This is a genomic window from Halomonas sp. HMF6819 (assembly GCF_044335525.1).
Taxonomy (GTDB): Bacteria; Pseudomonadota; Gammaproteobacteria; order Pseudomonadales; family Halomonadaceae; genus Vreelandella.
The window spans coordinates 574,132-598,158 of record NZ_JBIQVY010000001.1 but is presented as its reverse complement, the minus strand read 5'-3'; the positions used below and the strand labels follow the sequence as shown (position 1 = coordinate 598,158).

The window sequence follows — 24,027 nt, the reverse complement described above, 5'->3', positions numbered from 1 at the left end:
TTCTCATTAATGGCATACTAAGTGGTATATTTATAAATTTTTAATTTTAGAAATTTATTATAAATCAATAACTTACTGCTTTTATGCGACTCCTGCCAGGGACGCCATCTGCATCCTATCTCATCATTTTTCTCGAGAGGATTCAGTTGACTTCAAAGAAGTAATTATTTGAAAATTCTTAACTAATGCCGCAGCAAATCAGTGCTTAATTCACCTACGCTGGTCACCCCCAGTAACGCCATGTTTCGTTCGATTTCGCTCCCCAGTAACGACACCGCCTTCGCCACCCCAGCCTCACCGGCGATGCTGGCGGCGTAATTGAAAGGGCGCCCCAGAAACACGAAGCTGGCGCCCAGCGATAATGCTTTAAGCACTTGGCTACCCCGACGAAAGCTGCCGTCAATCATAACCGGTACTGTACCTTCGATCGCGTTCAAAACTTCCGGCAGCATGATGAGCGGTGCCACGGTGCCGTCGAGCTGGCGCCCACCGTGATTGGACACGATTAACCCATCGGCCCCAGCGGCCACGGCACGCTGTGCATCCTCGGGATGTAAAATGCCTTTTACTATCAGTGTCCCTTTCCAACGCGCCCGCACTTGATTGAGCGTCGACCAGTCAAGGTGCCGGCGGCCCGAAAAGTCCCGGTTCACGTTTTTCGCGAGTACCGGCACGCCCCGCGCGGCAGCATTGTTCTCGAAGTGAGGCACACCGTGATGCCACAAGGTTCTCAAAAATGTGCCGAAGAGCCAGCGTGGCCGCACCATACCATCCAGCGCCAAGCGCAGGTTGGGTCGCAGCGGTGATGAAAAACCCGCACGACGGTGATTCTCGGGATTGGGCGGTGTTGCGTAGTCCACGGTAATAACCAGCTTGGAGAATCCAGCGCGCTCGACACGTGCCAATAGAGCATCAATGTCCTCTGGTTTTCCCGGTAGGTAGGCCTGAAACCAGTCCGAGCCGTTTTCTCCCGCCAAGTGCTCCATAGGAATTAGCGAAGTGCCGCTGACGATCATGGGAATACCCGCCTTCGATGCCGCCTGTGCCAGGACCTGATCACCGCGATAAGCAGTGAGCGCGCTAATGCCCATGGGCGCAATACCGAATGGAAAGGCATAACGCTGGCCAAAGAGATCCGTTTGAGTCGAAACACCGGCTACATTGACCAGCGCGCGGGGCAGAAGAGCGTAGTCTTCAAAGGCATCACGGCTCGATCGCGCCGTTAAGCCATCCTCAGCGACGCTTGCAACATACCCAAAGAGTGGACGGGGCAAATGGCGTCGGGCGGCGTGCTCGAAATCGTTAAGGCTCAAGATGTTGTCCAGTCGAGCCATTATGCCTCCTCGATGCTGGAGGTCATGCCTTTCCAAGCATCTATATTGACAGCATTGAGCGGGCCTTCACCGGTTAGCGCGCCTATTAGATTCGCAACGGCCAACTGCGACATGGCTTCCCGGGTTTCATGAGTAGCAGAGCCGATGTGCGGCGTCGTCACGACGTTGGCCATGCTGGTGAGGGGCGAATCGGCGGGTAAGGGCTCTTTTGCGAATACGTCCAGACCCGCGGCTCGGAGGCTGTGGTGGCGCAGGGCCTCAATCAGCGCTACCTCATCGACCACGCCCCCTCTAGCGATATTAATGAGAGCGGCCGAGGGTTTCATGCGTGCCAAGGCGTCGGCGTCAATCAAATGATGTGTGTCATTGTTGTAGGGAATGCAGACGCAGACGATATCCGCTTGAGCTAACAGGTCATTAAGTTCTTTGCGCTGGGCGCCAAGGTGTTGTTCGAGAGCGGGCTTGGGGGTTGCCGCTGTGTAGAGTATGGGCATATCAAAGCCCATCGCCCCACGCCGGGCAATAGCCGCACCAATGCGACCTGCCCCCACGATGCCTAGCGTTTTGCCGTATACGTCGACCCCGAAGTGTTCGGTACCGATATGAGCCTTCCAGGCACCATCGCGTACTAGGTTGGCGAGCTCGACCAGCCGGCGCTGGGTGGCCATGATCAACGCAAAGGCGGTATCGGCGGTGGTTTGTGTCAGCACGTCCGGGGTATTGCAAAGTAGAATGCCGCGTTTGTTAAGAGCGTCGAGCGGTAGGTGATCGTAACCCACCGAAATGGTCGAAACGACTTGCAAAAGCGGCGCATTTAACAGCATCGACTCATCGAGTTCGAGCTTTCCACCAATCACACCATGCGCCTTTGAAAGCGCACATAGAAAATCTGCGCGGTTGGTCTCGTTCACGTCTTCGAAATAGTCGACCTCGGCAACCTCGGAAAGCGCTGCGAGCTGAGCCTGGCTGAGTCGTCGTACGGCGACCACACGTCGCTTTTGCGTTTTCTCAGCCATGCTTTGCCTCACTCAATCCTGTCATTTGGAAACCTTTTGCCTTGAGCGATGAAATAAGTTCAGCGGCTTTCGCATCTTCTAGCTCGACCAAAGGGGGGCGCACGCGTTGCCACGCATCGACGTCCGAAAAGTGGGAAGTAGCGGCTTTCATGGCCGGGATTAGCGGATACTGCTCGAACAGATCGCGTATGACGTTCAGTTTTTGCTGGCGTTCGTCGGCATCACTTGTTTGCCATTGCTGTGCGAGTTCAACAATGGCTAAAGGGTTGACGTTGGCCGTCGCGCTAATACATCCCGCGCCCCCTGCGCGTAAAGTATCCAGCAAAAAGCGCTCGCTGCCCGCATACACAGCGAAATCTTGACTACTAAAGCGTTCAACTAACGCTTGGGTATAGGCCCAGTCGCCACCGCTATCCTTGATACCCGCAATAATCCCCGGGAATGTAGCGCATAGTCGCTCGATCAGTTCAAGTGAAAGCGGTACCTGAGTGACTGGGGGAATATGGTAGAGATACACGCGTAGCCTTGAATCATTTACGCGATTGATCACTTCGCTAAAGTAGCGAAACAAGCCCTCATCGCTAACACCTTTGTAGTAGAAGGGCGGTAACATCAAAACACCGGCACAACCCGCCGCGACGGCCTCTTGCGTTAGCGACACACAGTCCTCTATCGAGCAGGCGCCGGTACCGGGCATTATTCTGGCTGGGTCGACGCCGCTATCCACTAGGGTTTTCAACAGAGTTTGCTTTTCGCCCACCGACATGGAGTTGGCTTCGGAGTTCGTGCCGAAAATAGCGAGCCCGACGCCGTTCGAGGCTAGCCATTGGCAGTGCGCTACGAAGCGCGCCGAATCGGGTGCGAGATCGGTTTGAAAAGGGGTAATGACCGGCGACCAAACGTCTCCACTGGTTGAGGACATGGTGCTCTCCTTGTTATTCGATGAATGAGTTATCGGTTAGGGTCGGTCGATTAATGCCAAGGCTCGATGGCGTAACGCTCGAGTGCTTGTTGATCGAAGTTGAAACCTAAACCTGGCGCAGTGGGAAGTAACAGTTGGCCATCGGAGAACTCCAGCTGCGTATCCACCAGCCGTCTGAAGTTGAGCACTTGGTCATCGGCAAAGAATTCGACCATCTTTACATTGGGCGACGACGCCGCAAGATGAATATGCAGGTCATGAAACCAGTGGGGGTAAAGATCGGCACCGAAACTGGCCGCCGTTGCCGCGATACGACGAAACTCGGTAATTCCGCCACATACCGCTGCATCGGTTTGTAGAATCATGGCGGCTTCTTTCTCCAATACCTCCTTGAAGCGCCAGCGACCCGCTTCGATTTCACCGGTCGCCACCGGAACCGGAGTGCGCTCGGCCAAACGGCGGTGATTATCGATGTCGTCCGGACTGAAAGGTTCTTCAATCCAGAATGGATTATAGGGTTCGGCCATGCGCATAAACGCCAGTGCCGAAGGCAAATCTTGCCAAGCGTTATTGGCATCGAGCATGACCTTGATGTCAGGGCCCACCGCTTCGCGCACCGCTGCCAACCTGGCTTCCTCCCCGGCTAGATCCTCTCGTCCCACTTTCATCTTTACCGCTTTGAACCCTTTTGCCACGTAACCGGCCATTTCCTGGCCGAGCATGAGGGGCGATTTACCTTCCAGGTAGTAGCCGCCGCTGGCGTAAGCGGGCACGCTGTGCGTATCGCTTGCGCCCAGGTACTTGTAAAGCGGCAGATTCGACGCGCGTGCGTTACGGTCCCAAAGGGCGGTATCCAGAATGCTAATGGCGCGCATGACCGAGCCGGTACGACCATGCAAAAGCGACTCCTGATACATCGCTTGCCATAGCGCTTCCGTTGCGTGCGCGTCTGATCCCAGCAAAACGGGGGCTAGTAGCTCCCTAACGGCATTCGCAACCAAGGAGCCCGCGTTGTTACCGCCATAGCAAAAACCTATCCCTGAATATCCGTCGTCGCCCACCACTTCGACCAGAACATAATCGCGTTTGAGGACCTGACGGTTGGAAAAGCTGGTGGGATTGTCCAACGGTACATTGACCGTTCGAGTACGTACGTCTGTTATCGTTGTCATGTTTTAGCCTCGAGTGAGTCCGAGTGATTGATCTTGATTCATTGCGCTTTGGAACGACTGCGCAGCGAACCGCGCATCCAGCGAAAGAAGGGCGTGGCTTGCAGTACTGAAAGAATGGCGATACAGAACAAAACCACTGCGATAGGGCTGGTTAGAAAGATGCCCGGATTGCCGTGGCCGATCAGCATAGATTGCTGAAAGCTGGTTTCCATCACTGGCCCCAGAATTAGTCCAATGACCATGGGGGCGGGCGATACGCCAGCCTTGTTCATCCAGTAACCAAACAGCCCAAACCCCAGCATCAGACCTACTTCGAAAAAGCTGTTGTTGATAGCGAACGCACCAATTACGCAAAGCGTTATAATCGAGCAAGCCACCAAACTGTCGGGAATGCGCGTCACACTCACGCATAGTCGCGTAAACAAAAGCCCCACCAGTAGTAGCCCAATATTGGCGAAAATCACTGCCCAGATTAGGGTGTAGGTCACATCGCCGTAATCCGTTAATAGATTAGGGCCGGGCAGAATGCCCTGTACCATGAGTGCACCCAATAAAATGGCGGTGGACGAGCTTCCAGGAATCCCCAGCGCAATAGTAGGAATCAAGGCGCCGCCAACCACCGCATTGTTCGCGGCTTCAGGGGCCGCTACGCCTGCGATGTCCCCTTTACCAAAACGGCTCTTATCCTTGGCAAAGCGCTTGGCTTCGTTATAGGCAAACCAGCTGGCCGTATCGCCACCGGTACCGGGGATCAGGCCCGTGACGATGCCAATTCCGCTGGAGCGAAAGATATTCGGCAGTAAGCGACGAAGTTCCGCCAAAGGAGGAATCAGTCGGTCCGTGATCTTGCTAGCAACCTTTTGTGCCCCATGGGCATTTTCGATCAGAATCAGCGCCTGCGGAATCGAGAACAGCCCAATGAGTGCCACCGTAAACTCAATGCCCGAAAACAGATTGATCACATCGAAGGTCATTCGCGGCGTGCCGGTAATCAGATCCATACCCACTGTACTGATTAATAGCCCTAGCGTGCCTGATAGTAGGCCACTAATGATGGATCCCTGCGAAAGAGACCCAATGATGGTAATTCCCAACACGGCAATAGCGAATAACTCGACAGGTCCGAATTTAAGTACGAGTACTCCAAGTAGCGGTGCCGCCGTAAGCAGGGCGATACCACTCATCAATCCTCCAATAAACGAGGCAAAGATCGAAACCCCCAGTGCCTTGCCGGCTTGACCCTGCTGCGAAAGCGGATAGCCATCAAGCACTGTAGCCGCTGCCGAGGGCGTGCCGGGTGTTCGCAATAAAATGGCGGAAATCGAGCCGCCGTAAGAAGCGCCCACATAAAGCGAGGCCAGCATGCTGAGCCCCGATGCCGGGTTCATGCCAAACGTAAGGGGTAATAGCAGCGCGAGCGCCATGGTGGCAGAGAGCCCGGGCATCGCGCCCACGAACAGCCCCAGTAAGGTGCCCCCTAAAATAAGGGCTATATTGGTGAACGAGATGACGTTGGTCAGGCCCACCAGAACAAGATTATCCATATGACTAGACTCCAGAAGCCTGCGTCAGGTACTTACCCCGGCTTGACGCGGGTTATTCACACGCTTTAAGCAAGGATAAGAAGCGAGCGAAATACCAGTGTCAGGAAAAAAGCGGCGGTAGCAACGGTACGGGCAGGCCCAGAAAGCCAATGAAAACCGCACACACTACTGCGACGAGCAGAAAAATACCGATAGTGGCGAAGCGCCAAGAGATATGGCCGATGATGATCAGTGCCAAAGCCATGAACCCCACCGTCGCCACCAGGTAACCGAGCGTCGAAAGACTGTAGAGATAGCCAACGGCCAAGAGGAAGACAAGCATGGCCTTCCATGGTTTGTGGTGGCCCTCCTCATGGCCATTGGCTGAGTCTTCTGGAGCCACCTGAGCGGCGAGGGTAGTAGGCCCTAAAGTCGACGTTTTACGAGATTGCAGGCGACTCCAAAGCTCCTGCCCGACCATGGCCGTACCCAATAAGGCGACTAAAACCGAATATATCAAAGGCATGTTCGCCGCCTTATCGGGGTACCCCAGTGCGGTGACATAGAAGGTCGTGGCTACGCCAATGGCAAAAATCCCTAGAACCAGACGACTTGTGTTCATCTCACACCTCTTTTTCGAGCGCCGCTTTTAGTTTTTCCTTCATTGTCTTATTGGTTGACGTCATCTTTTACCTCAGCCCAGATTTCCTCGAACTGTCCTTCCATTTCTTGCACCATTTGTCCGTAGTCGTCCCCTGTACGGATGTCGAGAACCATGGCGCGTTCTCGTGCTGTTTCCTGAAACTCCTGGTTCTCTTTCAAAGCTTCGAACGCGGCGATCAGCTCATCTCGTGCTTCGTCCGGGATGTCCGCTGGCGCGCTATAACCGCGCGATGAACCCGCCACGATATCGATGTCGTTTTCTACCATCGTGGGTACATCCGGCAAGATATCCAGACGTTCGCGAGTGAATATGGCTAAGGGGCGCAAACTGCCGGACTGAATATGGGCAAAGACGTTGCCAAGATTATTGAAGCTGGCATCAACTTGGCCACCTAATGCCGCTGTCGCGGAAGGCCCGTCACCCTGAAAAGGCACTTTCTGAAAGGACAGGCCAGTTGCGTTTTCAATCATGATGGTCGAAAAGAAGTCGTCTCCACCGACGCCCGAATTCGCCACTGTCAGTTGGCCCGGGTTTTCCTCTGCAGCCGTTAGAAAATCTTGCAACGTTTGATAGGGGCTATCTTCGGGCACCACGATGATGCCGGGATCGGTGACCACGTTGGCGATCGGCGTCATCTCATCAATCGAATAACGAATGGCATCATTCATGATGTAGTTCGTCATCAGCATGGGCGTGTTAGTGATGCTAACGACACTGCCATCTTTTGCCGATTGTTGTGTCAGGCGTGTCCAAGCGATTGCCCCGGTAGCACCAGGGATATATTCATTAATGAACTCTGCACCCAAACTTTCTCGTAAAAACGGCTGAGTCAGTTGCGCCAGAGTGTCGCTGCCTCCACCCGCTTTAAATCCTTGGAGCACCCGAATCTCATCAGTGACCGAGTACTGCGCTTGAACAGCCCCTGCCAATAGCAGAGCCGAGAATAGGGGAGTGGCGTAAAAGCGACGAATTTTCATGGTTATTTCCTCAGGTGCTGTTTGTCGTTGTGATGCACATGGTCATGCAAGTCGTGCTTGCACGTTCAAACTTAGTGTCCTGCTCGATATATTGTCAATAATATTATTAATAATCTTGCCAAGCCGATTTATTCGTCCTAGCCTAGCGCTTAAGAGCTTTGGTAACGGCCTGTTCGGTAAGTGTTGATAAATATAAGTATCGTTAAATTGAGGAAACTGCGATGAGCCAGGATTTTAAAAATAACGGCAAGGGTGGCAATAGAAAAAAGCCGTCAGGCGTAGAAGAGCGTACTTTGGGGATGTCTAATCGACTGACCAATTACGGTGATGCAGGCTTTTCCCTGTTTCTTCGTAAGGCCTTTATAAAGGGGATGGGCTATACGGATGATGCGCTTTCGCGCCCGGTAATAGGCATTGCCAATACCTATAGCGGTTATAACGCTTGTCACGGTAATGTGCCGGGGTTGGTTGAAAGTATAAAGCGTGGAGTCATGCTGGCTGGTGGCTTGCCGGTAGAATTTCCCACTATCACGCTTCATGAATCCTTCGCCAACCCTACCAGCATGTATTTACGCAACCTGATGGCGCTGGATACCGAAGAGATGATTCGCGCCCAGCCAATGGATGCGGTGGTGCTGATTGGAGGATGCGATAAGACGGTACCCGCTCAATTAATGGCAGCCGCCAGTGCAGGCGTGCCTGCTGCGCAAGTCGTGACTGGTCCTATGCTTGCGGGTTCTCACCGCGGTACGCGTGTGGGTGCTTGCACGGATTGTCGGCGCTATTGGGCCTCGTACCGAGGCGAAGATATCGACGAAGCGGAGATCAACGAAGTCAACGATAAGCTTGTGCCAACGGTAGGCACTTGTTCGGTAATGGGTACGGCGAGCACCATGGCTTGCTTGGCCGAAACGCTCGGCATAATGCTGCCCAACAGTGCGACTGCGCCCGCTGTCTATGCGGATCGTCAGCGTATCGCCGAGGAGTCAGGTGCCCGAGCCGTTGCGTTGGCGCATGCCGGTACCACGCCAGATCAAATCCTCACACCGGACGCTTTCGAAAACGCGTTACGCGTACTGCTTTCTTTGGGCGGCTCTACGAATGCCTTGATTCATTTGACCGCTATCGCAGGAAGACTGGGTATCGATATCGATCTAGAGGCGTTTGATCGAATGAGTCAGGAAACCCCTGTCCTTGTGGATCTCAAACCGTCGGGTGAGGGTTACATGGAAGATTTGCATCGGGCCGGCGGTTTGCCAACTTTGTTACGAGAGCTAAAACCGTTACTGCATTTAGACACCATGACCATCAACGGGCATACCTTGGGCGAAAACATCGATTCGGCTGTTCACTTGATCGACCAAACGATCGTGCGGCCCATAAAGAGTCCGATTTACGCTCAAGGTGGCATCGCCGTTTTACGCGGCAATCTGGCACCTTCGGGTGCTATCATCAAACAGTCAGCAGCCTCGGCCGATCTCATGACACATCGCGGCCGTGCCGTAGTATTTAAAGGGCTGGAGGATTTAGCCAATCGCATTGACGACCCGGACCTGGATGTAAAGGCTGATGATGTGCTGGTACTTCAAAATATCGGGCCCAAGGGCGCTCCGGGCATGCCTGAAGCGGGATATATTCCAATCCCTAAAAAGCTTGCATCACAGGGCGTTAAAGACATGGTGCGTATTTCCGACGGGCGGATGAGCGGTACCGCCGCCGGGACCATCGTACTTCACGTTTCCCCAGAGTCAGCCGAAGGAGGGCCGTTAGGGCTAATACGCGATGGCGACGTTATATCGCTGGATGTCGCGAAGAATCAATTGAGTCTGGAAGTGACTGAAGCAGAGCTGGATGCCCGTAGACAGGCGCATCATGAAGCGAAAGACGAGGCCCCTTTATTAGGTTATCGGCGGCTATTCATGGAGCAAATTCTTCAGGCAGAAGAGGGTTGCGATTTCCGCGCGTGTCGGCCTGAGTCCACGTGCCGAGTGCCAAAGCAGCATGAAGCCTGAAAGCGAGTTTGATAAACTACTCGCCTTTGTGTGTCGCGATGGCTGTTGAGAAAAAAATCATGAATCGAACCGTCCAACCGCTTACAGCGGGTAGCCCACGAAAGCGAGATGCTGAGCCCTCAAACGGTGTCGACGGCATCGTAGGCGCCATCGAAGAAGATATTGTACTGGGTCGTTTACACCCTCGTGAGCGGTTGGTCGAAGAAAGCATGATGGAGCGCTTTGGCTGTAAACGCCATGTCGTCCGCCAGGCCCTTTTTCAGCTGGATAATATAGGTCTGACGGAGCGGATCAAGAACCGGGGGGCCTTTGTAAGAAGCTACCCACCCGAAGAAGTGGAAGACATTTACGCCATGCGCGAGATTCTCGAGCTGGCGGCCGTTAACGAGCTGCCACTACCGGCACCCAAAAAATGGCTTCAAGAGCTCGAAAATGTACATCAACTGCACAGCGCTGCCGTGGATAAGCATGATTTAAGAAAAGTGTTTCATATGAATATCGCGTTCCATCGGACTCTTTTTCAAGCCTGTGGCAACCAATATCTATACGCGACTATTAATGAGTTTGCTCAAAAGGCGCATGGCATACGGTTTATTGCAATTACCGATCGACAAGCGCTGGCGCAGGCTCGCACTGAGCACGCATTGATGATTGAAGCTATCAAAGAAGAAAATCGTGAGCGCTTAAAAGCATTGTGTCGCGAGCATTTACTCCCCTCTAAAAACCTTTATTTGCAATTGTATTCATAAGCTTAGGACAATCGTTCCATATGTTAATGAAAACATTAAATTTCATTCATCAGATGGATGGAAGCAGCCAAGTGTCTCCCTCGTTATAATTGTGAGTTCAAACCAGTAATGAATTAAAATCGTCATGCGAATCTTTGCACAAGCTCTGGCGCGACATAATTTTGATACTTCCATGTAGTCAGCGGTAATAACCCAATAAAAAGGTACCAAGAGTTACTGGCGCTCATGCAAATTACTCGTCCTTAAGAGATCTTCGCTCAATCGCTACACTAGGAGGAGCTATGGTTCGATATGGATTATTCATCGTTTTATGGGTGTTGCTTTCCGGCTGTACCATGTCAGGTACCACGGGAACCGATCAGGCCCAGAAAATCGCCCTCAATTTTTGCGAGCGTGAAGGCGGCGAAGTGATTACGCGTCAGGAAGGGGCGGGCTCGCGTCAGTACTGTCATTTAATGGAAGGGCGGGTAGTGGAGGTAAATCGCTATTACCGTGGCGAAGGGTTGACCCCTTATTGATCGCTATGCTCCCGGTTTATGACGGCCTTTAAAACGAAAACGCCAGCGTTCGCTGGCGTTTTTGCATGCGGTGACGTTAGTGGCCGAACTTCTCGTTCTCGCCCATATCCGGCGTTTCATCCTTTTTGATGTTGGCCTTGGCGATTTCGTAAAGCTGATACACCTTGCTTTCGTTGGCCTTCCAGTGCTCGCCCATGTGAATCTTGATTTCGAGTAGCGCTACGTCCGGGTCATCCTTGCCTTCCGGGAACCATGCCGCGATGAAGGGGCTCCAGTACTTCGCCATCAGGTCGCGGTCATCTGACAGAGTGGCCGTACCTGACAATGATACGTAGGTGCCGTGCTCCTGATCGGAAAAGCTCAAGCAGACGTCGTGGTCTTTTTCCGCCTCGAAAACCTTTTCGGCACTGCGGCGCGTGAAGAACCAGAGCGTGCCATCGTACTCTTCCTGTACCAGGTGCATAGGCCGTGCGCGCGGCATATCGTGATCGATGGTGACGAGCATACCCACCTTGATATCCTTGATCATTGACCAGATTTTTTGCTTGTGCTCGGGGCTCGACATCGCTTCATACTCCTTATGAATGGCTCTCGATACAGCGAAGGCCGTGTCACGCTTCGCTCCTTATGAGTGTAGAAGAGCCGTGCGGAATCGTCCTCTTAAAATATGTTATCAAGGTTACATTCATATATTTAAAGTTAGCTTAAGATATATTTAGAAAGCTTTTTAAACATAAATTTCTCTCTATTAGGCTTTTAATTTGACGCCATAAACCATCCTTATTAGCGTCATGGTGATACGGTTAAAAGTATTTTTTTAGTCGGCGTAAATAATTAACTATTCCGCTAATTAATTGTTTTGTAATAATTAGAGCAGCAGTGCTACGTACTTAAACGCTTTTGAATACCAAGCTTTGTATACAAGGTAGGTTTGTTTGCTGCATCCCGACCGGTGGTTAAGCACTACATGGATTCGTGGCTATCTTCTACAAGCAGTAGTGTTTGAGAAAATAAAAGGTTGATTTAATGCTCTTTTTTGGCAAAAATTTCTCCATTAGATGACAGTGTGCAAGTTTCGCAAGCGTTCGAGTTTGCGAACGATGTGGTGTTGTCCGAGCCCAGCCACGTGCTTTTGGAGGTGGCACCGTAAGACGTTGCTTCCATGGTGCAAAGCGGCAACGATTTCATCATCGAGTTGACCAATGGAGAAACCCAGCGCATTGCCGATTTTTATTCGAGCATCGCCGAAGATGTGTCTAGCAGGCTCTACCTTACCGGCGAGGAAGGTCAGTTTCTGCCGATCGATGAAACGGTGCTTTCCAGTGGCGAGGTGTCCTTCGCCCCACATTATCCAGTAGGGCAGGCAACGTGGGGTTCAGTGGCGTTGGATGGGGTGGTCGTGGATACGGCGATTGCTTCCACCCCCACGCTCACACTCGTCGAAACCCCGAGCATTGAAGGCGTTGTCGTCGATGACACCGTTTTGGTGAGGAATCTCGCGCCCAACGCGCGCTGGGAAGTTAGCTTCGATGGCGGTGCCAGCTGGCACCCCGGCGGTGGCGAATCCTTCGTGCTGGGATAGGGGGCTACACCGAAGGTCAGGTACAGATGCGCAAGCTAAGCACGACCGGCACCCCGTGCCCGGCTGCGAGTCTGGGGCCGATCACGGTGGACTTAACGCTTGAACCTTCCCCTACTGACGCGCCCAAGGTGCCGACGCAGGCCCTGGTCGCCGATACTTGCGTGGTGGACGGTATTACCAGAAACTGCCGGTAAAGGTGCTCGGGCTCTTTGAAGGCGACACTTGGCAGTACAGCCTGAACGGCGGCGCGAGCTGGTTCCCGAGCAGTGACGACACCTTTACGCTGTCCGAAGGCGTCTACCCCGCGGGGCTGGTGCTGGGGCGCCAAAGTGATGCCAGCGGTCGAACTAGTTCGGCCTCGACGCTTGGCACTGTCACCGTGGACACCACCGCCCCGGTCGCGACGGAGGTGGCGATGGTCAATGATACCGGCAAACGCTCGGTTTTGAGCTATCTTTTGAAACCGCTGATCAAGGCGCGGCTTTACTAGCACCGACGCAAAAAGGGTGGGGCCTCGATCGAGAGGCGCGGGCCGGCGTTTTGCTCGCGTCTCTCCGCTGTGATCATCCAGCGATTTGCTGTAACACCTCACTACATCACACTTCAGGGAGCGCCAGTGCGCCTTCATTACTCCGGGCCGCTACCCGAGCGTATCGGCTTTCTATTGCTTCCGCGTTTTTCGATGATGGCGTTCTTTTCGGCGGTGGAGCCGCTGCGAATCGCCAACCGCATTAGTGGGGAGGCGCTGTTCGAGTGGCATCTACTCAGTCAGGATGGTCAGCCTGTCACCGCCAGCAACGACATGACGCTGCTGGTCGATGCGCCCATCGGCACGCTTGAGCTTTCATCGCTTGCGCTATGCAGTGGCTTCGAGCCGGACCGGAATCTCGACCGGGCGCTGACGGGCTGGCTCCACCGCCTGGACGCGGCGGGCTGCGCGCTGGGCGGGCTGGATACCGGTGGTTTCCTGCTGGCCGAGGCGGGGTTAATCAAAGGGGAGCGCGTGACGCTTCACTGGGAGAGTTTGCCGGTTTTTCGCGAACGCTTTCCCTGGATCGAAACCTCTGATGAACTTTTTGAGCTCGGCGAGCGGCGTTTTTTCTGCGCGGGCGGCGCGGCGTCCATGGACATGTCGCTGGAAATGATCGCCAAGCGCCACGGGGCGAGCCTGGCGGTAGCGGTCTCGGAGCAGCTCATTCACGAGCGGCTGCGAAGCCATCACGACCAGCAGCGCATGTCGCTGGCCAGGCGTCTGGGTAGCTACAACCGCCGTCTGATCGACGCCGTCGCGCTGATGGAGCGCCATCTCGAGGAGCCGCTACCGCTGATCGAGATCGCCAAGCGCAGCGATATTTCGACGCGTCAGCTACAGCGGCTGTTCGAGCGACAGCTCGGTGCTACCCCACGCCAGTGGTATCTAAATCTTCGCCTGGATCGGGCCGAACGGCTGTTAATCGACACCGACATGGGCGTGCTGGCCATTGGTGTTGCCTGCGGGTTCGGGTCGAGTTCGAGCTTTGCGCGCGCGTTTCGCGCCCGGTTCGGCTATTCACCCATCGAAGGGCGCCGACGTGGGCACTCTTAGCTAGTAACGTCGCTTGGTGTCGGTTATATGTCGCTTGGTGTCGATTAAAAGCGCGGGGTTCCGTCATACTCGAGGGTTCACCCTCAATCAGGAGACGCGTATGACCGGCAATCGTACCGCTTTACCTACCCTTTTTTCTCTTTCAAACGCTTTACCCAGGGCCATCACGGTCGGCGCTTTGAGTTTAGGCGGTCTGATATCCTCCGTACCAGCGCTCGCCGCGCTCGACGAGGTACGCTTCGGGGTTCCGCCCTGGCCGGGGGTAACGGTCAAATCCGAGGTCGCCGCCCAGCTCATCGAAGCGATGGGCTATGAAACCCGTCAGCGAGAACTCGCGGTCAGCGTGATTCTCGAAGGGCTGACGCGCGGCGATCTTGACGTCTATCTGGGCGGCTGGTATCCGGTCCAGATCGATATGGTCGAACCGTTGGTCGAGCAGGGCAAGGTCGAGAAGCTCGTCTCCAACATCGAAGGCGCCAACTCGGGGCTCGTCGTGCCGCGCTACGTTTATGAGGCAGGCGTTACCTCCGTGGCGGATCTGGAGCGCTATCGCGATCGTTTCGACGGCGAGATTCAGGGCATCGAAGCCGGCACCGGGATCAATAACGCGGTGCTCAACGCAATCGATAACGACTTGGCGGGCTTGGGCGACTGGCGCCTGCGCGAAAGCTCGACCTCGGCGATGCTGGCCCGGGCCGAACAGAAAATGGATGACGAGGAGTGGGTCACGTTCGTCGGCTGGGAGCCGCACTGGATGAACGTGAGTTTCGATCTGGCCTATCTGGCTGATGCAGATGACACGGGAATCGCGCAGATCGAAAGCACCGTATGGACGATCGTGCCGGCCACCCTTGCCGATGAGGACCCGGCGCTTCACCGCTTTTTTTCCCAGTTCACGGTGGACATCGAGGATCAAAACGAGTGGGTGCACGGCTATAGTTTCGACGATCGCCCGGCGGACGAGGTAGCCTCGGAGTGGATTGCCGCCCATCTGGATACGGTCGGCGTTTGGCTCGATGGCGTCGAGGCTAAAGATGGCACGTCCGCCATCGACGCCGTTCGCGCCGCCTACGAATGACGTAAGAGCAGCCGCTGCTCGAGCGCCTGGCAGAAATCCTGCCAAGCGCTTTGCATGTTGGGGAGCAGGGCGTGCGCATGAAGCGCGCCGTGGACCATCGTTGGCGCGCAACGATAGCCGATTGCAGCCCCTTGCTGGCGCCACCGCTCAATGTCGCGCTCGAGCGGGCCTGTGAGCGGGTCGTTCTCTACTGCCAATACTTCGATCGCACGGGCCGGCATCGGCGTTGGCGCAGGGGAAAGAAGCGCCGGATACAGCAGTCCTAGCGAAAGCACGTCCTGACGACTCAGCAACGGCGCATCCGGGCCGAGCGTCTCTTCACTCAAGCCGTTCACCGGCGGGTAGATCAAGCCAAGCGGCCATTCACCATTCAGCCGCGTTGCCAGGTCCATCGCCAAGCGCGCGCCGGCGCTGTCGCCCACCAGCGCCGCCGGGTGGGCCGCCCCGACAACCATCAAACAGCGCAGGGTCATCGTCTCAACGTTGGCCTCCGGGGCGAGCGGGTAGTCCACGCTGATCACTTCACGCGCTAGCCGTTGGGCCAAACTGGCGGATATGCCGCGATGGCTTCGGCTCGAGCCCAGTGTAAAACTTCCGCCGTGCAGAAACACTATCGGCCCCGGTACCCGGCGGGCGGGGACGAAATGCGTCACGCCTACGCCGGCAAGCGTGCTCGCCTCGATCCGCATGCTCTTTGGGATTGGCGGCGTGAATTGCTGGCACAGCGCCTCATAGCTGCGGCGCGCCTCGGGCATCGGTTGTGACGACAGCGCTCTAAGCCCCGCCTCGAAGTGTCGAATGAAGGTTGCGATCTCCACGTTAGCCGAGGCCGATCTTGCGCCCGGCCAGCGAAGGCCAGGCGTCTGGCGCGCACCTCGGAAGTCGACCCAAGGCTTCCTCCACGGACCCGGGAAAAGGCGCCGGGCGCGAGCTCAGGGTGTCCATCCCCATCAGCATCTGTTCGCTGGCAGCCAGTAGGTTGCCTTCGTGAGAGTGCATTTCGAAATAAACGTGAAGGCGCTTGGCGTCGCGGTTCAGCAGTAACACGTTGACGCTCAACGGCTGGCCTTCGTGGGCCTCCTTGCGATAGCTAAGGTGCGTTTCCAGTGTGTAGAGGGTGTACCCATGGCGCAACCGGCCCGCGGCGTCCAGACCGATATGCACCATTAGTTCATCGACGGCGAGAGAGAAGACCCGAGCGTACTCGGCGTCGTTCATGTGGCCGTTGTAGTCAACCCATTCCGGGACCACGCGCGATGAGAATATCTGCATCAGATGCGTCCTTCGAGGCCTTCGGCCTCGGGCCAATATTTTTGTACCAGACCCAACAGCTCGACCAGAAAGTCGTCCCGGCGGCGGTCCAGCGCTTCGACGCTGCGCCCGGCGGCCTGATGCTCGCAGCCTTCGACTACGCGCTCTATCAGCTCATCGGTTAGCTCCGGCGCTTCGAGTTTTGTCCAGGGAAGCTTCAGCGCCGGGCCGAACTGCTCGAGCATGTGGCGCATGCCCGATTCCCCGCCAGCCAAGTGAAAGGTGAGAAACGTCCCCATCAGCGACCAGCGTAGCCCACAGCCGTATACCACGGCGGCATCGATCTCCTCGGTGGTGGCCACGCCGTCGTTGACCAGGTGAAGCGCCTCGCGCCAGAGCGCCTCCATCAGGCGGTCGGCCAGGTGCCCCTCGATCTCCTTGCGCACCACCAATGGGCGCATGGCTAGCGTTTGATAGAGCGCTTGGCCGGTGTCAAGATGCTCGCTCGTGGTGGCGCTGCCGCCCACAAGCTCGACCAATGGCAGTAAATACACTGGGTTGAACGGGTGAGCGACGATCACGCGCCCCGGCGCGCGGGTGCATTCGGCCTGCAGCTCGCTGGGCTTGAAGCCGGAGGTCGACGAGCCGATCAGAACCGTTTCATCGGCGGCTTGGTCGAGCCGGGCGAGCACGTCGCGCTTGAGCGCCAAACGCTCGGGCACGTTTTCCTGAATCAGATCCGCCCCTTCGATCGCCTCTTCCAGGGTGTCGGCGAAGCGCACTCGGTCGGCGCTCGCACCTTGGGCGAGGCCCATCTGCGCAAGCGATGACCAAGCGTTGTCGACGAAAGCCCGGGTACGCTCGGCGGCCCCGGGGGCTGGATCGAAAGCGACGACGTCGAACCCTTGGGCCAGCGCCCGGGCGATCCAGCCGTTGCCGATCACGCCGGTGCCGATGACGCTGAGACGATGGCTCATTGAGTGCCTCCTTTAGCTTGGCTCACGTGCGGGGCATTGAGTGAAAGCGCAGTGCGCGTTTGGGCCGGGCTCATGACGCGAGCGCCAAGATTGTCGAGCAGGGCGGTGGCTTTCTCGACCAGCCCAGCGTTGCTCGCCATGACGCCTTTTTTCAAATAGAGGTTGTCCTCGAGCCCCACCCGGGCGTGCCCGCCGAGCAGCGCCGACTGCGCCACCATCGGCATCTGGGCGCGGCCGATCCCGAAGGCCGCCCACTGGGCGTTGTCCGGCAGCTTGTTACGCATGGCCAGCATGGTTTCCGTATCTGCCTCAGCGCCCCAGGGGATGCCCAGGCAGAGCTGGAAGAGCGGGTCGCCATCGATCAACCCTTCTTGCTGGAGCTGGCGAGCAAACCAAACGTGGCCCAGATCGAAGCACTCGAGTTCTGGTTTCACACCGGCGGCTTGCACCAGGCGGGCGTGTTCGCGCAACCAGTCGGCGGGGTTGACGTAGACCATATCGCCGAAGTTAAGGCTGCCGCAGTCCAACGTGCAAAGCTCAGGCAGCAGCTCGCCCACCGGCGCGTGGCGCTCGGCCGGCGTTTGAATGTCGGTGCCGGGCCCGCCGCGAGTGGGATCAGCGGCATCGGGAATCCAGTCGCCGCCGCCGCCGGCGGTGATATTCATTACGATATCCACGTCGGCCTCGCGCACCCGAGTCATCACCTCGCGAAAATGCGCAAGCTCGTGGCTTACGCCACCGGTATCCGGGTCGCGCACGTGAATATGGGCGATGCTCGCCCCGGCCTTGGCTGCGGCGATACAGTCATCGGCTATCTGTTTGGGAGTGACCGGCACGTTGGGATTTTTCCCCGGCGTGTCGCCGGCGCCGGTGACCGCGCAGGTGAGTATGACGTTCTGGTTCATCGTTTGCTCCTTTGCTGGCTTTGTCGAATAGGCCAACAGTATGGGGCGATGAACGATGATGAGTTGACGAAATGCGACGCTTTGTGTGCGTTAATGGACTTTTATGAAGCGGCCTCGCACGATAAAAGGTACCTACGCTCAAGGCGTTCGATCTCCTTTCATCTTTCATCTTTCATCTTTCATGGCTCATGCTTGAGCCCGGACCAAGCGCTACCAACCTCCGCCGGCAGGCGGCGCTGATTCATGCATACTGTTTGAAACGCTGATTAAAAACGCGGCTTTTTCAGCCGCGTGGGCGTGGAGATTAACCATTAGGTGCTATAAAACGCCACGAATCCCTGAGAGGCTGCGGCGGTAGCTTGCCTGCTCGGCGGCGCTGATGAACCCCTGTTCGAAAGCAAGCTCTTGCGCGCTTTGCTCGACGGCGTCGAGCTCCTCGAGGTAGGCGTGGCGCGTGTCTGGTGAAAGCGCTGGGTGTTCCTCGATGCGCGCACGCAGATCAGACGATTGTTCGAGCACCCAGCGCTGCTGGCGTTTTGAAACCTCGAGCCCTTGGTCGGTGGTATAGCCCTCCCAGCCCGTGCCCTGCAAAAGCGCCCAGAGCGCTTCTTCGGGGCGGTAAGTGCCGCTCACCGACGAGGCGTGCAGCCGAGAAAAGCGCGCGCGATTGCCCTTGTATTCACCCACGACCGTACACCCCGTTTGCACGGCCAGCTGCTCGAGCGCTCTACCGAGCGGCTGGGCGGATAGCTCGATTGGCTGCGGCTCGCGCTGGCACGCCGCGTGAGCGGGCAGAGCAATCATGGTACAGACAACTAAAAGCGTTGATAGTCGACGCATCATGGCGACGTGTATTCCTTGGGATAATAGACGCCGCCATTGTTATACGCGGTCGAGCGCATAACAATGGGATGCTAGATCGATTCTCTTCAAAGACCTCTCATCACCCTGTGTCACTCGTTAAAGGCTCGCTACCATGATCAAGATCCGCCTAACTTTGAACGCGCTTGCTATCGCGGTCTCGCTATCGCCGCTGTCAGTTCTGGCTCAGGATGCGCATATAGGCAGCGTGCGCACCGAGTTTCGTATGCTGGGGCCGAACAACACCATCGAGGTGGAGCGCTTCGACGACCCGGATGTGCAGGGCATCGCCTGCTATCTCTCTTATTCCAAGATTGGCGGAATTTCCGGCGCGGTGGGCTTGGCCGAAGAAGCCAGTGAAGCGAGCGTGGCGTGTCGCCAGGTTGGTGAGATAACCTTCGACCCGGATGAGGTCGACGAGCAGGAGGTCGTCTTTTCCCAGCGCCGTTCGGCGTTGTTCAAAAACATGCGCGTTGTACGCATGCACGACGCCGAGGCTCAAACCTTCGTGTATTTGACCTACAGTACCAGGCTGGTCGACGGCTCGCCTAAAAACGCCATTAGCGCCGTACATTACGGCGCGCTCACGCCGACCGAGTGATCCATCACGCGCCTGCTGGCCTCAGCGCGCGCTGCCAAAGGCCTGAGCCCAGTAGGTGAGATAGCGCGACTGGGTGTTGTCGACCTTGGCCATGCCCATTTCGGTAAATGCATCGAGCATGATGTTGCGACAGTGGCTGGGGCTTTCGAGCCAGGCAATCACCACGCTCGAAGAGGTAGGCTGGCCGGCGGCGATATTCTCGCCAAGCGCGCGCCAACGGTAGCCGGTCGCTTCGGCGCGGTTTTGAATCTTCGAGCCGTCAAGACCGGTGTGGCTGAAGTATTCGTACTCGGCCATGGTTTTGGCGTGGCCTTCGGCGGCGACTTCCAGCTGGCAGCTCCAGCTGAGCGAGGCGGCCGGGGGGTAGTACTCGGTACCGCACTGACGTGCCTGGCTTCGCGCTTCGTTGACCAGCCGCAGCATTTCCTGCTGCTGGTCGGTCAGCTCGCAGCGATTCTCCGCGCGGCTGTTCTGTAGAAAGTCTTCTGCGCTGGCGGCGCTGCCGGCAGTGAGGAGGGTGAGCGCGCAAGCGCCGGATAAAATCCAGTGGGAGAGGCCGAGCTTTTTGATCTTCACGTATCGACACCTTGAGTAAGTGGAAACAGGCAAGGTGTTCGTCCACGACCGGATGGCTATATCAATGTCTAATTCTTTTTAATTAGACGTTTCCGAGTCGATGGGTGGATAGAAAATAACTAACGAACGCCCTTGAATACCCGTTTAATCGGCGTTTAGAGGCGGAAGATTAATTTTTTGATGCTCGATGCGTCAGTTGCCTTGTTGAAAGACTTTGTTTCCAACGGTAAGAGGGTAAGTCGAATTAATGAGTTTTTGGGCGATTGAAAGTCACCCAAAAGCTCGTAACGACAGGGCTTTTAGCAATTTGAAACAGTGAGGTGGGCATCGAGAGCAGAGGCTGCAATTGAGCGGGCGCGCAGGTTCAGGCGTAAAAAAGAGCGGCTTCAAAGCCGCTTATTGGGGAATTGTCAGACCTAAACGAAGGGCGCCAGCACTCTTGCGAGCAGCGCACCGGGTGGCGGGATGGGTATTAAAAGTGACGCTGTCGCAGGCACGTGGCATCGAGCGCGTCCAGGCGCGTGTGGCCGAGAAGCCCGAGCGTCGATTCCATCTCCTTTTTGAGCAGCCCCAAGGCGTGTGTCACGCCCGCTTGACCGCCAGCGGCCAGCCCATACAGCGTGGCTCGGCCAAGCCAAACGGCGTCGGCGCCGAGCGCGCGGGCCTTGAGAATATCGGTGCCGCGACGAAAGCCGCTGTCGACGAACAGCTGGCAGCGATCACCCACGCGTGCCTTCACCTCGGCCAGCGTATCCATGGGCGAAAGTGAGTGGTTGAGCTGGCGGCCGCCGTGATTGGAAAGCACAAGGGCGTCCACGCCGCGCTCAGCGGCTTCTTCGGCCTCATCCGGCGAGAGAATGCCCTTGAGCATGAGCTTGCCGGGCCAGAGCTCGCGAAGCCAAGCGATATCATCCCAGTTGAGCGTCGGGTCGAGCTGCGGGCCGATGATCTGCGAGGCGCCCTGGGCGTTGCGTTTGTCCGGCGGCAGCAGATCGTCCAGGTTCTTGAACGTGGGCAGGCCGTCGGGCCAAAGGACATCGCTCATCCAGCCGGGTTTGGTGAGCAGATGCAGCAGGTTGGGAAGCGAGGGTTTCATCGGCCGGCGGAAATTGCGCACGTCCCACTCGCGGTTGCCGTAGATGGCGCTGTCGGTGGTCACCACGATGGCGTCGAAGCCGGCATCCGCGCAGCGCCGGATCATCGATTTGACGAACTCGCGGTCGCGGTAGAAGTAGATCTGCATCCACGCCGTGAGCCCTTCGATGGCAGCGATCTCTTCAAGGCGGGTGGTGGAAACGCTGCTAAGCACGAAGGGAATGCCGGCGTCTCGCGCCGCCCGGGCGAGTTTTAAATCGCCGTCGCGGGTGAGCATACCGTTGAACCCGGTCGGGCCAATCGCCAGCGGCATGGTATGAGTGTGCCCGAAAAGGGTGGTATCGAGCTTTCGCGGGCCGACGTTCGTCATCGTTTTGGGTTCAAACAGGTACTGGTCGAATACCGAGCGGTTGTGTCTGAGCGTATGCTCATCGTCGCTTCCGCCGTAAACGTACTCGAAAACGAAATTGGGTAGTCGACGCTTCGCAATCCGCTCCAAATCCTCGATATTCAGCGCTTTTTTGTAGTTCCTGCCGGTGTAACGCGGGCGTTTCATGTGTGCTTACCTTAAACCAAAGTATAGGGTCCGGGGGCTTTTGTTTGTTTCGCCATACTACCATACTAGCGCCATTGGCTTTGGGTCGAGACCCTCTTTCAGGCGGTATTCATGGGCGACATCAATCTTACGCTACAAACGCTTTGGCGGGAGACTTCGGACACCGAGTCCGTACGCCAACGCCTTTACCAGGTGCTCAGGCAGTCCATCATTCAGATGGTACTGGCGCCGGGTAAAGCGCTGTCCGAAAAGGAAGTGGCGGATGCCTTCTCGGTGAGCCGCCAGCCGGTACGCGAGGCGTTCATTCGCCTGTCAGAGTCAGGGCTCGTTGAGGTTCGCCCGCAGCGCGGCACGTTCGTCGTCAAGATTTCCCAACGCGCGGTGCTCGAGGCACGCTTCGTTCGCGAAGCCGTCGAGGTCGCCGTGGTGCGTCAGGCAAGCGCCAAGGGGCTTGCGTCCTCCGTGATCGACGAGCTCAACGAGCTGATCGCACGTCAGCGCCGCTGCATTCAGCCCCACGATGCCACGCTTTTTTACCAGCTCGACGAGCGCTTTCATAAAACGCTGTCGCTGGCCGTCGGCCAGCACGCGGCCTGGAAGGTGATCGAGGAGGTGCGCGTACAGCTCGACCGCGTGCGCTATCTGAGCGTTCCGGACACCACGCCCATCGCACGGCTGGTCGACCAGCACGTCGACATCGTATCCGCCATCGAAGAGCGCGACGTCACGCTTGCCGAGCAGGCCATGCGGCGCCACCTGCGCGAAATACTCGTTTCTCTACCCGACCTGGTTCATCGCTTTCCCGAGATGTTTGATGCTCAGGAAACGCAATCCCTCATTGAAGAGGCAGCTCCATGAAGATCGAACACGCCTATACCATCGTTACCTCCCCGGGGCGTAACTTCGTTACCCTGAAGATCGTTACCGACGAGGGGACCTACGGCATCGGCGACGCTACCCTCAACGGGCGCGAAATGGCCGTGGTCGCGTATCTGGACGAGCACGTCATTCCGGCGCTGATCGGTCGTGACCCGCAGCGTATCGAGGATATCTGGCACTATCTGTATCGCGGCGCCTACTGGCGGCGCGGGCCGGTCACCATGAGCGCGATCGCCGCGGTGGACATGGCGCTTTGGGACATCAAGGCGAAGCTCGCGGGCATGCCGCTTTACCAGCTGCTGGGTGGCAAGAGCCGCGAGCGCGTGATGGTTTACGGTCACGCCACCGGCCGCGATATCGACGCCTGCCTCGAGGAGGTTGCCCGCCACGTCGAGCAGGGCTACAAGGCGGTGCGCGTTCAGGCTGGCGTGCCGGGCATCGCCAGCATCTACGGCGTTGCCAAAAAAGAGGGCGAGCCCTACGAGCCGGCGGATGCGGACCTGCCTGCCGAGCACGTATGGAGCACCTCGAAATACCTGAACCACGTACCGAAACTCTTCGCCGCCGTACGCGAGCGCTTTGGTGACGACCTGCACGTACTGCACGACGTTCATCACCGGCTAACGCCCATCGAGGCCGCGCGCCTTGGCAAGGCGGTGGAGCCCTATAATCTCTTCTGGCTCGAGGACTGCGTGCCGGCGGAAAACCAAGAAGGCTTCGGGCTGATTCGTCAGCACACCACCACGCCGCTGGCGGTCGGTGAGGTGTTCAACAGCCTGTTCGACGCCAAGGCGCTGATCGAAAATCAGTGGATCGACTACATTCGCGCCACGCTCACACACGCCGGCGGCATTACCCATGTGCGCCGTCTGGCGGATCTGGCCGGTCTCTACCACGTGCGCACCGGTTTCCACGGACCGACGGATCTTTCGCCGGTCTGCATGGGCGCGGCCATCCATTTCGATACCTGGGTGCCCAATTTCGGCATTCAGGAGTACATGCCGCACACCAGCGCCACCAACGAGGTGTTCCCGCACGATTACCGCTTCGAGGATGGCCACTTCCTCGTCGGCGAGAACCCGGGGCACGGCGTCGATATCGACGAGGAGCTGGCCAAGCAGTACCCCTACAAGCGTGCGAGCCTGCCGGTCAACCGGTTGGAAGACGGCACTCTCTGGCACTGGTAAGGAGTTT

The 24,027-nt window shown here is 56.9% G+C and carries 25 protein-coding genes; 10 read left to right on the top strand and 15 right to left on the bottom strand.

The window, feature by feature from the left end; genetic code table 11:
* Positions 1-182: 182 nt before the first annotated feature.
* From ACGLWX_RS02820 to ACGLWX_RS02790, 7 genes are all read right to left on the bottom strand, one after another.
* Positions 183-1,334 carry an alpha-hydroxy acid oxidase gene (locus ACGLWX_RS02820; RefSeq protein WP_396237140.1) on the bottom strand — a complete coding sequence of 384 codons (1,152 nt, stop codon included), beginning with the start codon at positions 1,332-1,334 and terminating at the stop codon, positions 183-185.
* Positions 1,334-2,350, bottom strand: coding sequence for a 2-hydroxyacid dehydrogenase (locus tag ACGLWX_RS02815; RefSeq protein ID WP_396237138.1), 1,017 nt, complete (start codon positions 2,348-2,350; stop codon positions 1,334-1,336). Before ACGLWX_RS02815 ends, ACGLWX_RS02820 begins: the two co-directional genes overlap by 1 nt.
* On the bottom strand, positions 2,343-3,272 hold the full coding sequence (locus ACGLWX_RS02810) for a dihydrodipicolinate synthase family protein (protein WP_396237136.1): 930 nt from the start codon (positions 3,270-3,272) through the stop codon (positions 2,343-2,345). Before ACGLWX_RS02810 ends, ACGLWX_RS02815 begins: the two co-directional genes overlap by 8 nt.
* A gap of 50 nt (positions 3,273-3,322) precedes the next feature.
* Positions 3,323-4,444 carry a mandelate racemase/muconate lactonizing enzyme family protein gene (locus ACGLWX_RS02805; protein ID WP_396237134.1) on the bottom strand — a complete coding sequence of 374 codons (1,122 nt, stop codon included), beginning with the start codon at positions 4,442-4,444 and terminating at the stop codon, positions 3,323-3,325.
* A gap of 38 nt (positions 4,445-4,482) precedes the next feature.
* The gene (locus ACGLWX_RS02800) at positions 4,483-5,988 is read right to left on the bottom strand and encodes a tripartite tricarboxylate transporter permease (protein ID WP_396237132.1); all 1,506 of its coding nucleotides are present in this window, start codon (positions 5,986-5,988) and stop codon (positions 4,483-4,485) included.
* A gap of 100 nt (positions 5,989-6,088) precedes the next feature.
* Positions 6,089-6,589 (bottom strand): tripartite tricarboxylate transporter TctB family protein, encoded by a 501-nt coding sequence (locus ACGLWX_RS02795; RefSeq protein WP_396237130.1) that lies wholly within the window; start codon positions 6,587-6,589, stop codon positions 6,089-6,091.
* A gap of 47 nt (positions 6,590-6,636) precedes the next feature.
* The gene (locus ACGLWX_RS02790; protein WP_396237128.1) at positions 6,637-7,608 is read right to left on the bottom strand and encodes a tripartite tricarboxylate transporter substrate binding protein; all 972 of its coding nucleotides are present in this window, start codon (positions 7,606-7,608) and stop codon (positions 6,637-6,639) included.
* Positions 7,609-7,829: 221 nt separating this feature from the next.
* Here ACGLWX_RS02790 and ACGLWX_RS02785 point away from each other — a divergent pair, with 221 nt between their 5' ends.
* The 3 genes from ACGLWX_RS02785 (at position 7,830) to ACGLWX_RS02775 (ending at position 10,887) form a co-directional block, all read left to right on the top strand.
* Positions 7,830-9,620: an IlvD/Edd family dehydratase gene (locus ACGLWX_RS02785; protein ID WP_396237126.1), complete on the top strand. Its 1,791-nt coding sequence runs from the start codon at positions 7,830-7,832 to the stop codon at positions 9,618-9,620.
* 59 nt (positions 9,621-9,679) lie between these two features.
* Positions 9,680-10,369, top strand: coding sequence for a GntR family transcriptional regulator (locus ACGLWX_RS02780; RefSeq protein WP_396237124.1), 690 nt, complete (start codon positions 9,680-9,682; stop codon positions 10,367-10,369).
* 335 nt (positions 10,370-10,704) lie between these two features.
* Entirely contained in the window at positions 10,705-10,887 is a 183-nt protein-coding gene (locus tag ACGLWX_RS02775) for a DUF333 domain-containing protein (protein WP_396237122.1), read from the top strand.
* A gap of 76 nt (positions 10,888-10,963) precedes the next feature.
* Here the strand turns inward: ACGLWX_RS02775 and ACGLWX_RS02770 are convergent, their stop codons facing one another.
* Positions 10,964-11,452, bottom strand: coding sequence for a pyridoxamine 5'-phosphate oxidase family protein (locus tag ACGLWX_RS02770; protein ID WP_396237120.1), 489 nt, complete (start codon positions 11,450-11,452; stop codon positions 10,964-10,966).
* A 597-nt stretch (positions 11,453-12,049) separates the two neighbouring features.
* Between ACGLWX_RS02770 and ACGLWX_RS02765 the strand changes: the two genes are divergently transcribed.
* From ACGLWX_RS02765 to ACGLWX_RS02750, 4 genes are all read left to right on the top strand, one after another.
* A complete protein-coding gene (locus ACGLWX_RS02765; protein WP_396237118.1) occupies positions 12,050-12,469 on the top strand; it encodes a hypothetical protein in 420 nt (139 codons plus the stop codon).
* Positions 12,470-12,626: 157 nt separating this feature from the next.
* Positions 12,627-12,959 (top strand): hypothetical protein, encoded by a 333-nt coding sequence (locus tag ACGLWX_RS02760; RefSeq protein WP_396237116.1) that lies wholly within the window; start codon positions 12,627-12,629, stop codon positions 12,957-12,959.
* 126 nt (positions 12,960-13,085) lie between these two features.
* On the top strand, positions 13,086-14,054 hold the full coding sequence (locus ACGLWX_RS02755) for a GlxA family transcriptional regulator (RefSeq protein WP_396237114.1): 969 nt from the start codon (positions 13,086-13,088) through the stop codon (positions 14,052-14,054).
* Positions 14,055-14,154: 100 nt separating this feature from the next.
* Complete coding sequence (locus ACGLWX_RS02750; protein ID WP_396237112.1) at positions 14,155-15,132, top strand: ABC transporter substrate-binding protein; 978 nt, start codon at positions 14,155-14,157, stop codon at positions 15,130-15,132.
* Here the strand turns inward: ACGLWX_RS02750 and ACGLWX_RS02745 are convergent.
* The 5 genes from ACGLWX_RS02745 to ACGLWX_RS02725 form a co-directional block, all read right to left on the bottom strand.
* Entirely contained in the window at positions 15,123-15,950 is an 828-nt protein-coding gene (locus ACGLWX_RS02745; RefSeq protein WP_396237110.1) for an alpha/beta hydrolase fold domain-containing protein, read from the bottom strand. The genes ACGLWX_RS02750 and ACGLWX_RS02745 overlap by 10 nt on opposite strands.
* A 1-nt stretch (position 15,951) precedes the next feature.
* A complete protein-coding gene (locus tag ACGLWX_RS02740) occupies positions 15,952-16,404 on the bottom strand; it encodes a thioesterase family protein (RefSeq protein ID WP_396237108.1) in 453 nt (150 codons plus the stop codon).
* Positions 16,404-17,360, bottom strand: coding sequence for an L-carnitine dehydrogenase (locus tag ACGLWX_RS02735; protein ID WP_252107409.1), 957 nt, complete (start codon positions 17,358-17,360; stop codon positions 16,404-16,406). Before ACGLWX_RS02735 ends, ACGLWX_RS02740 begins: the two co-directional genes overlap by 1 nt.
* Positions 17,357-18,265 carry a 3-keto-5-aminohexanoate cleavage protein gene (locus ACGLWX_RS02730; protein WP_252107410.1) on the bottom strand — a complete coding sequence of 303 codons (909 nt, stop codon included), beginning with the start codon at positions 18,263-18,265 and terminating at the stop codon, positions 17,357-17,359. Before ACGLWX_RS02730 ends, ACGLWX_RS02735 begins: the two co-directional genes overlap by 4 nt.
* A gap of 318 nt (positions 18,266-18,583) precedes the next feature.
* Positions 18,584-19,108, bottom strand: a complete 525-nt coding sequence (locus tag ACGLWX_RS02725; protein WP_396237106.1) for a hypothetical protein — start codon at positions 19,106-19,108, stop codon at positions 18,584-18,586.
* A 133-nt stretch (positions 19,109-19,241) separates the two neighbouring features.
* On the opposite strand from ACGLWX_RS02725, the gene ACGLWX_RS02720 reads away from it, so the two are divergent.
* Complete coding sequence (locus tag ACGLWX_RS02720) at positions 19,242-19,727, top strand: CreA family protein (RefSeq protein ID WP_396237104.1); 486 nt, start codon at positions 19,242-19,244, stop codon at positions 19,725-19,727.
* 21 nt (positions 19,728-19,748) lie between these two features.
* On the opposite strand, the gene ACGLWX_RS02715 is transcribed toward ACGLWX_RS02720, so the two are convergent.
* The gene (locus tag ACGLWX_RS02715; protein WP_252107413.1) at positions 19,749-20,303 is read right to left on the bottom strand and encodes a CAP domain-containing protein; all 555 of its coding nucleotides are present in this window, start codon (positions 20,301-20,303) and stop codon (positions 19,749-19,751) included.
* A gap of 472 nt (positions 20,304-20,775) precedes the next feature.
* Complete coding sequence (locus ACGLWX_RS02710) at positions 20,776-21,954, bottom strand: alpha-hydroxy acid oxidase (RefSeq protein WP_396237102.1); 1,179 nt, start codon at positions 21,952-21,954, stop codon at positions 20,776-20,778.
* Between the two features lie 111 nt (positions 21,955-22,065).
* Between ACGLWX_RS02710 and ACGLWX_RS02705 the strand changes: the two genes are divergently transcribed.
* Both ACGLWX_RS02705 and manD read left to right on the top strand, forming a co-directional pair.
* Positions 22,066-22,812 (top strand): GntR family transcriptional regulator, encoded by a 747-nt coding sequence (locus ACGLWX_RS02705; protein ID WP_396237100.1) that lies wholly within the window; start codon positions 22,066-22,068, stop codon positions 22,810-22,812.
* Positions 22,809-24,020 carry a D-mannonate dehydratase ManD gene (gene manD, locus ACGLWX_RS02700; protein WP_396237098.1) on the top strand — a complete coding sequence of 404 codons (1,212 nt, stop codon included), beginning with the start codon at positions 22,809-22,811 and terminating at the stop codon, positions 24,018-24,020. The genes ACGLWX_RS02705 and manD overlap by 4 nt, the downstream gene beginning before the upstream one ends.
* Positions 24,021-24,027 lie beyond the last annotated feature (7 nt).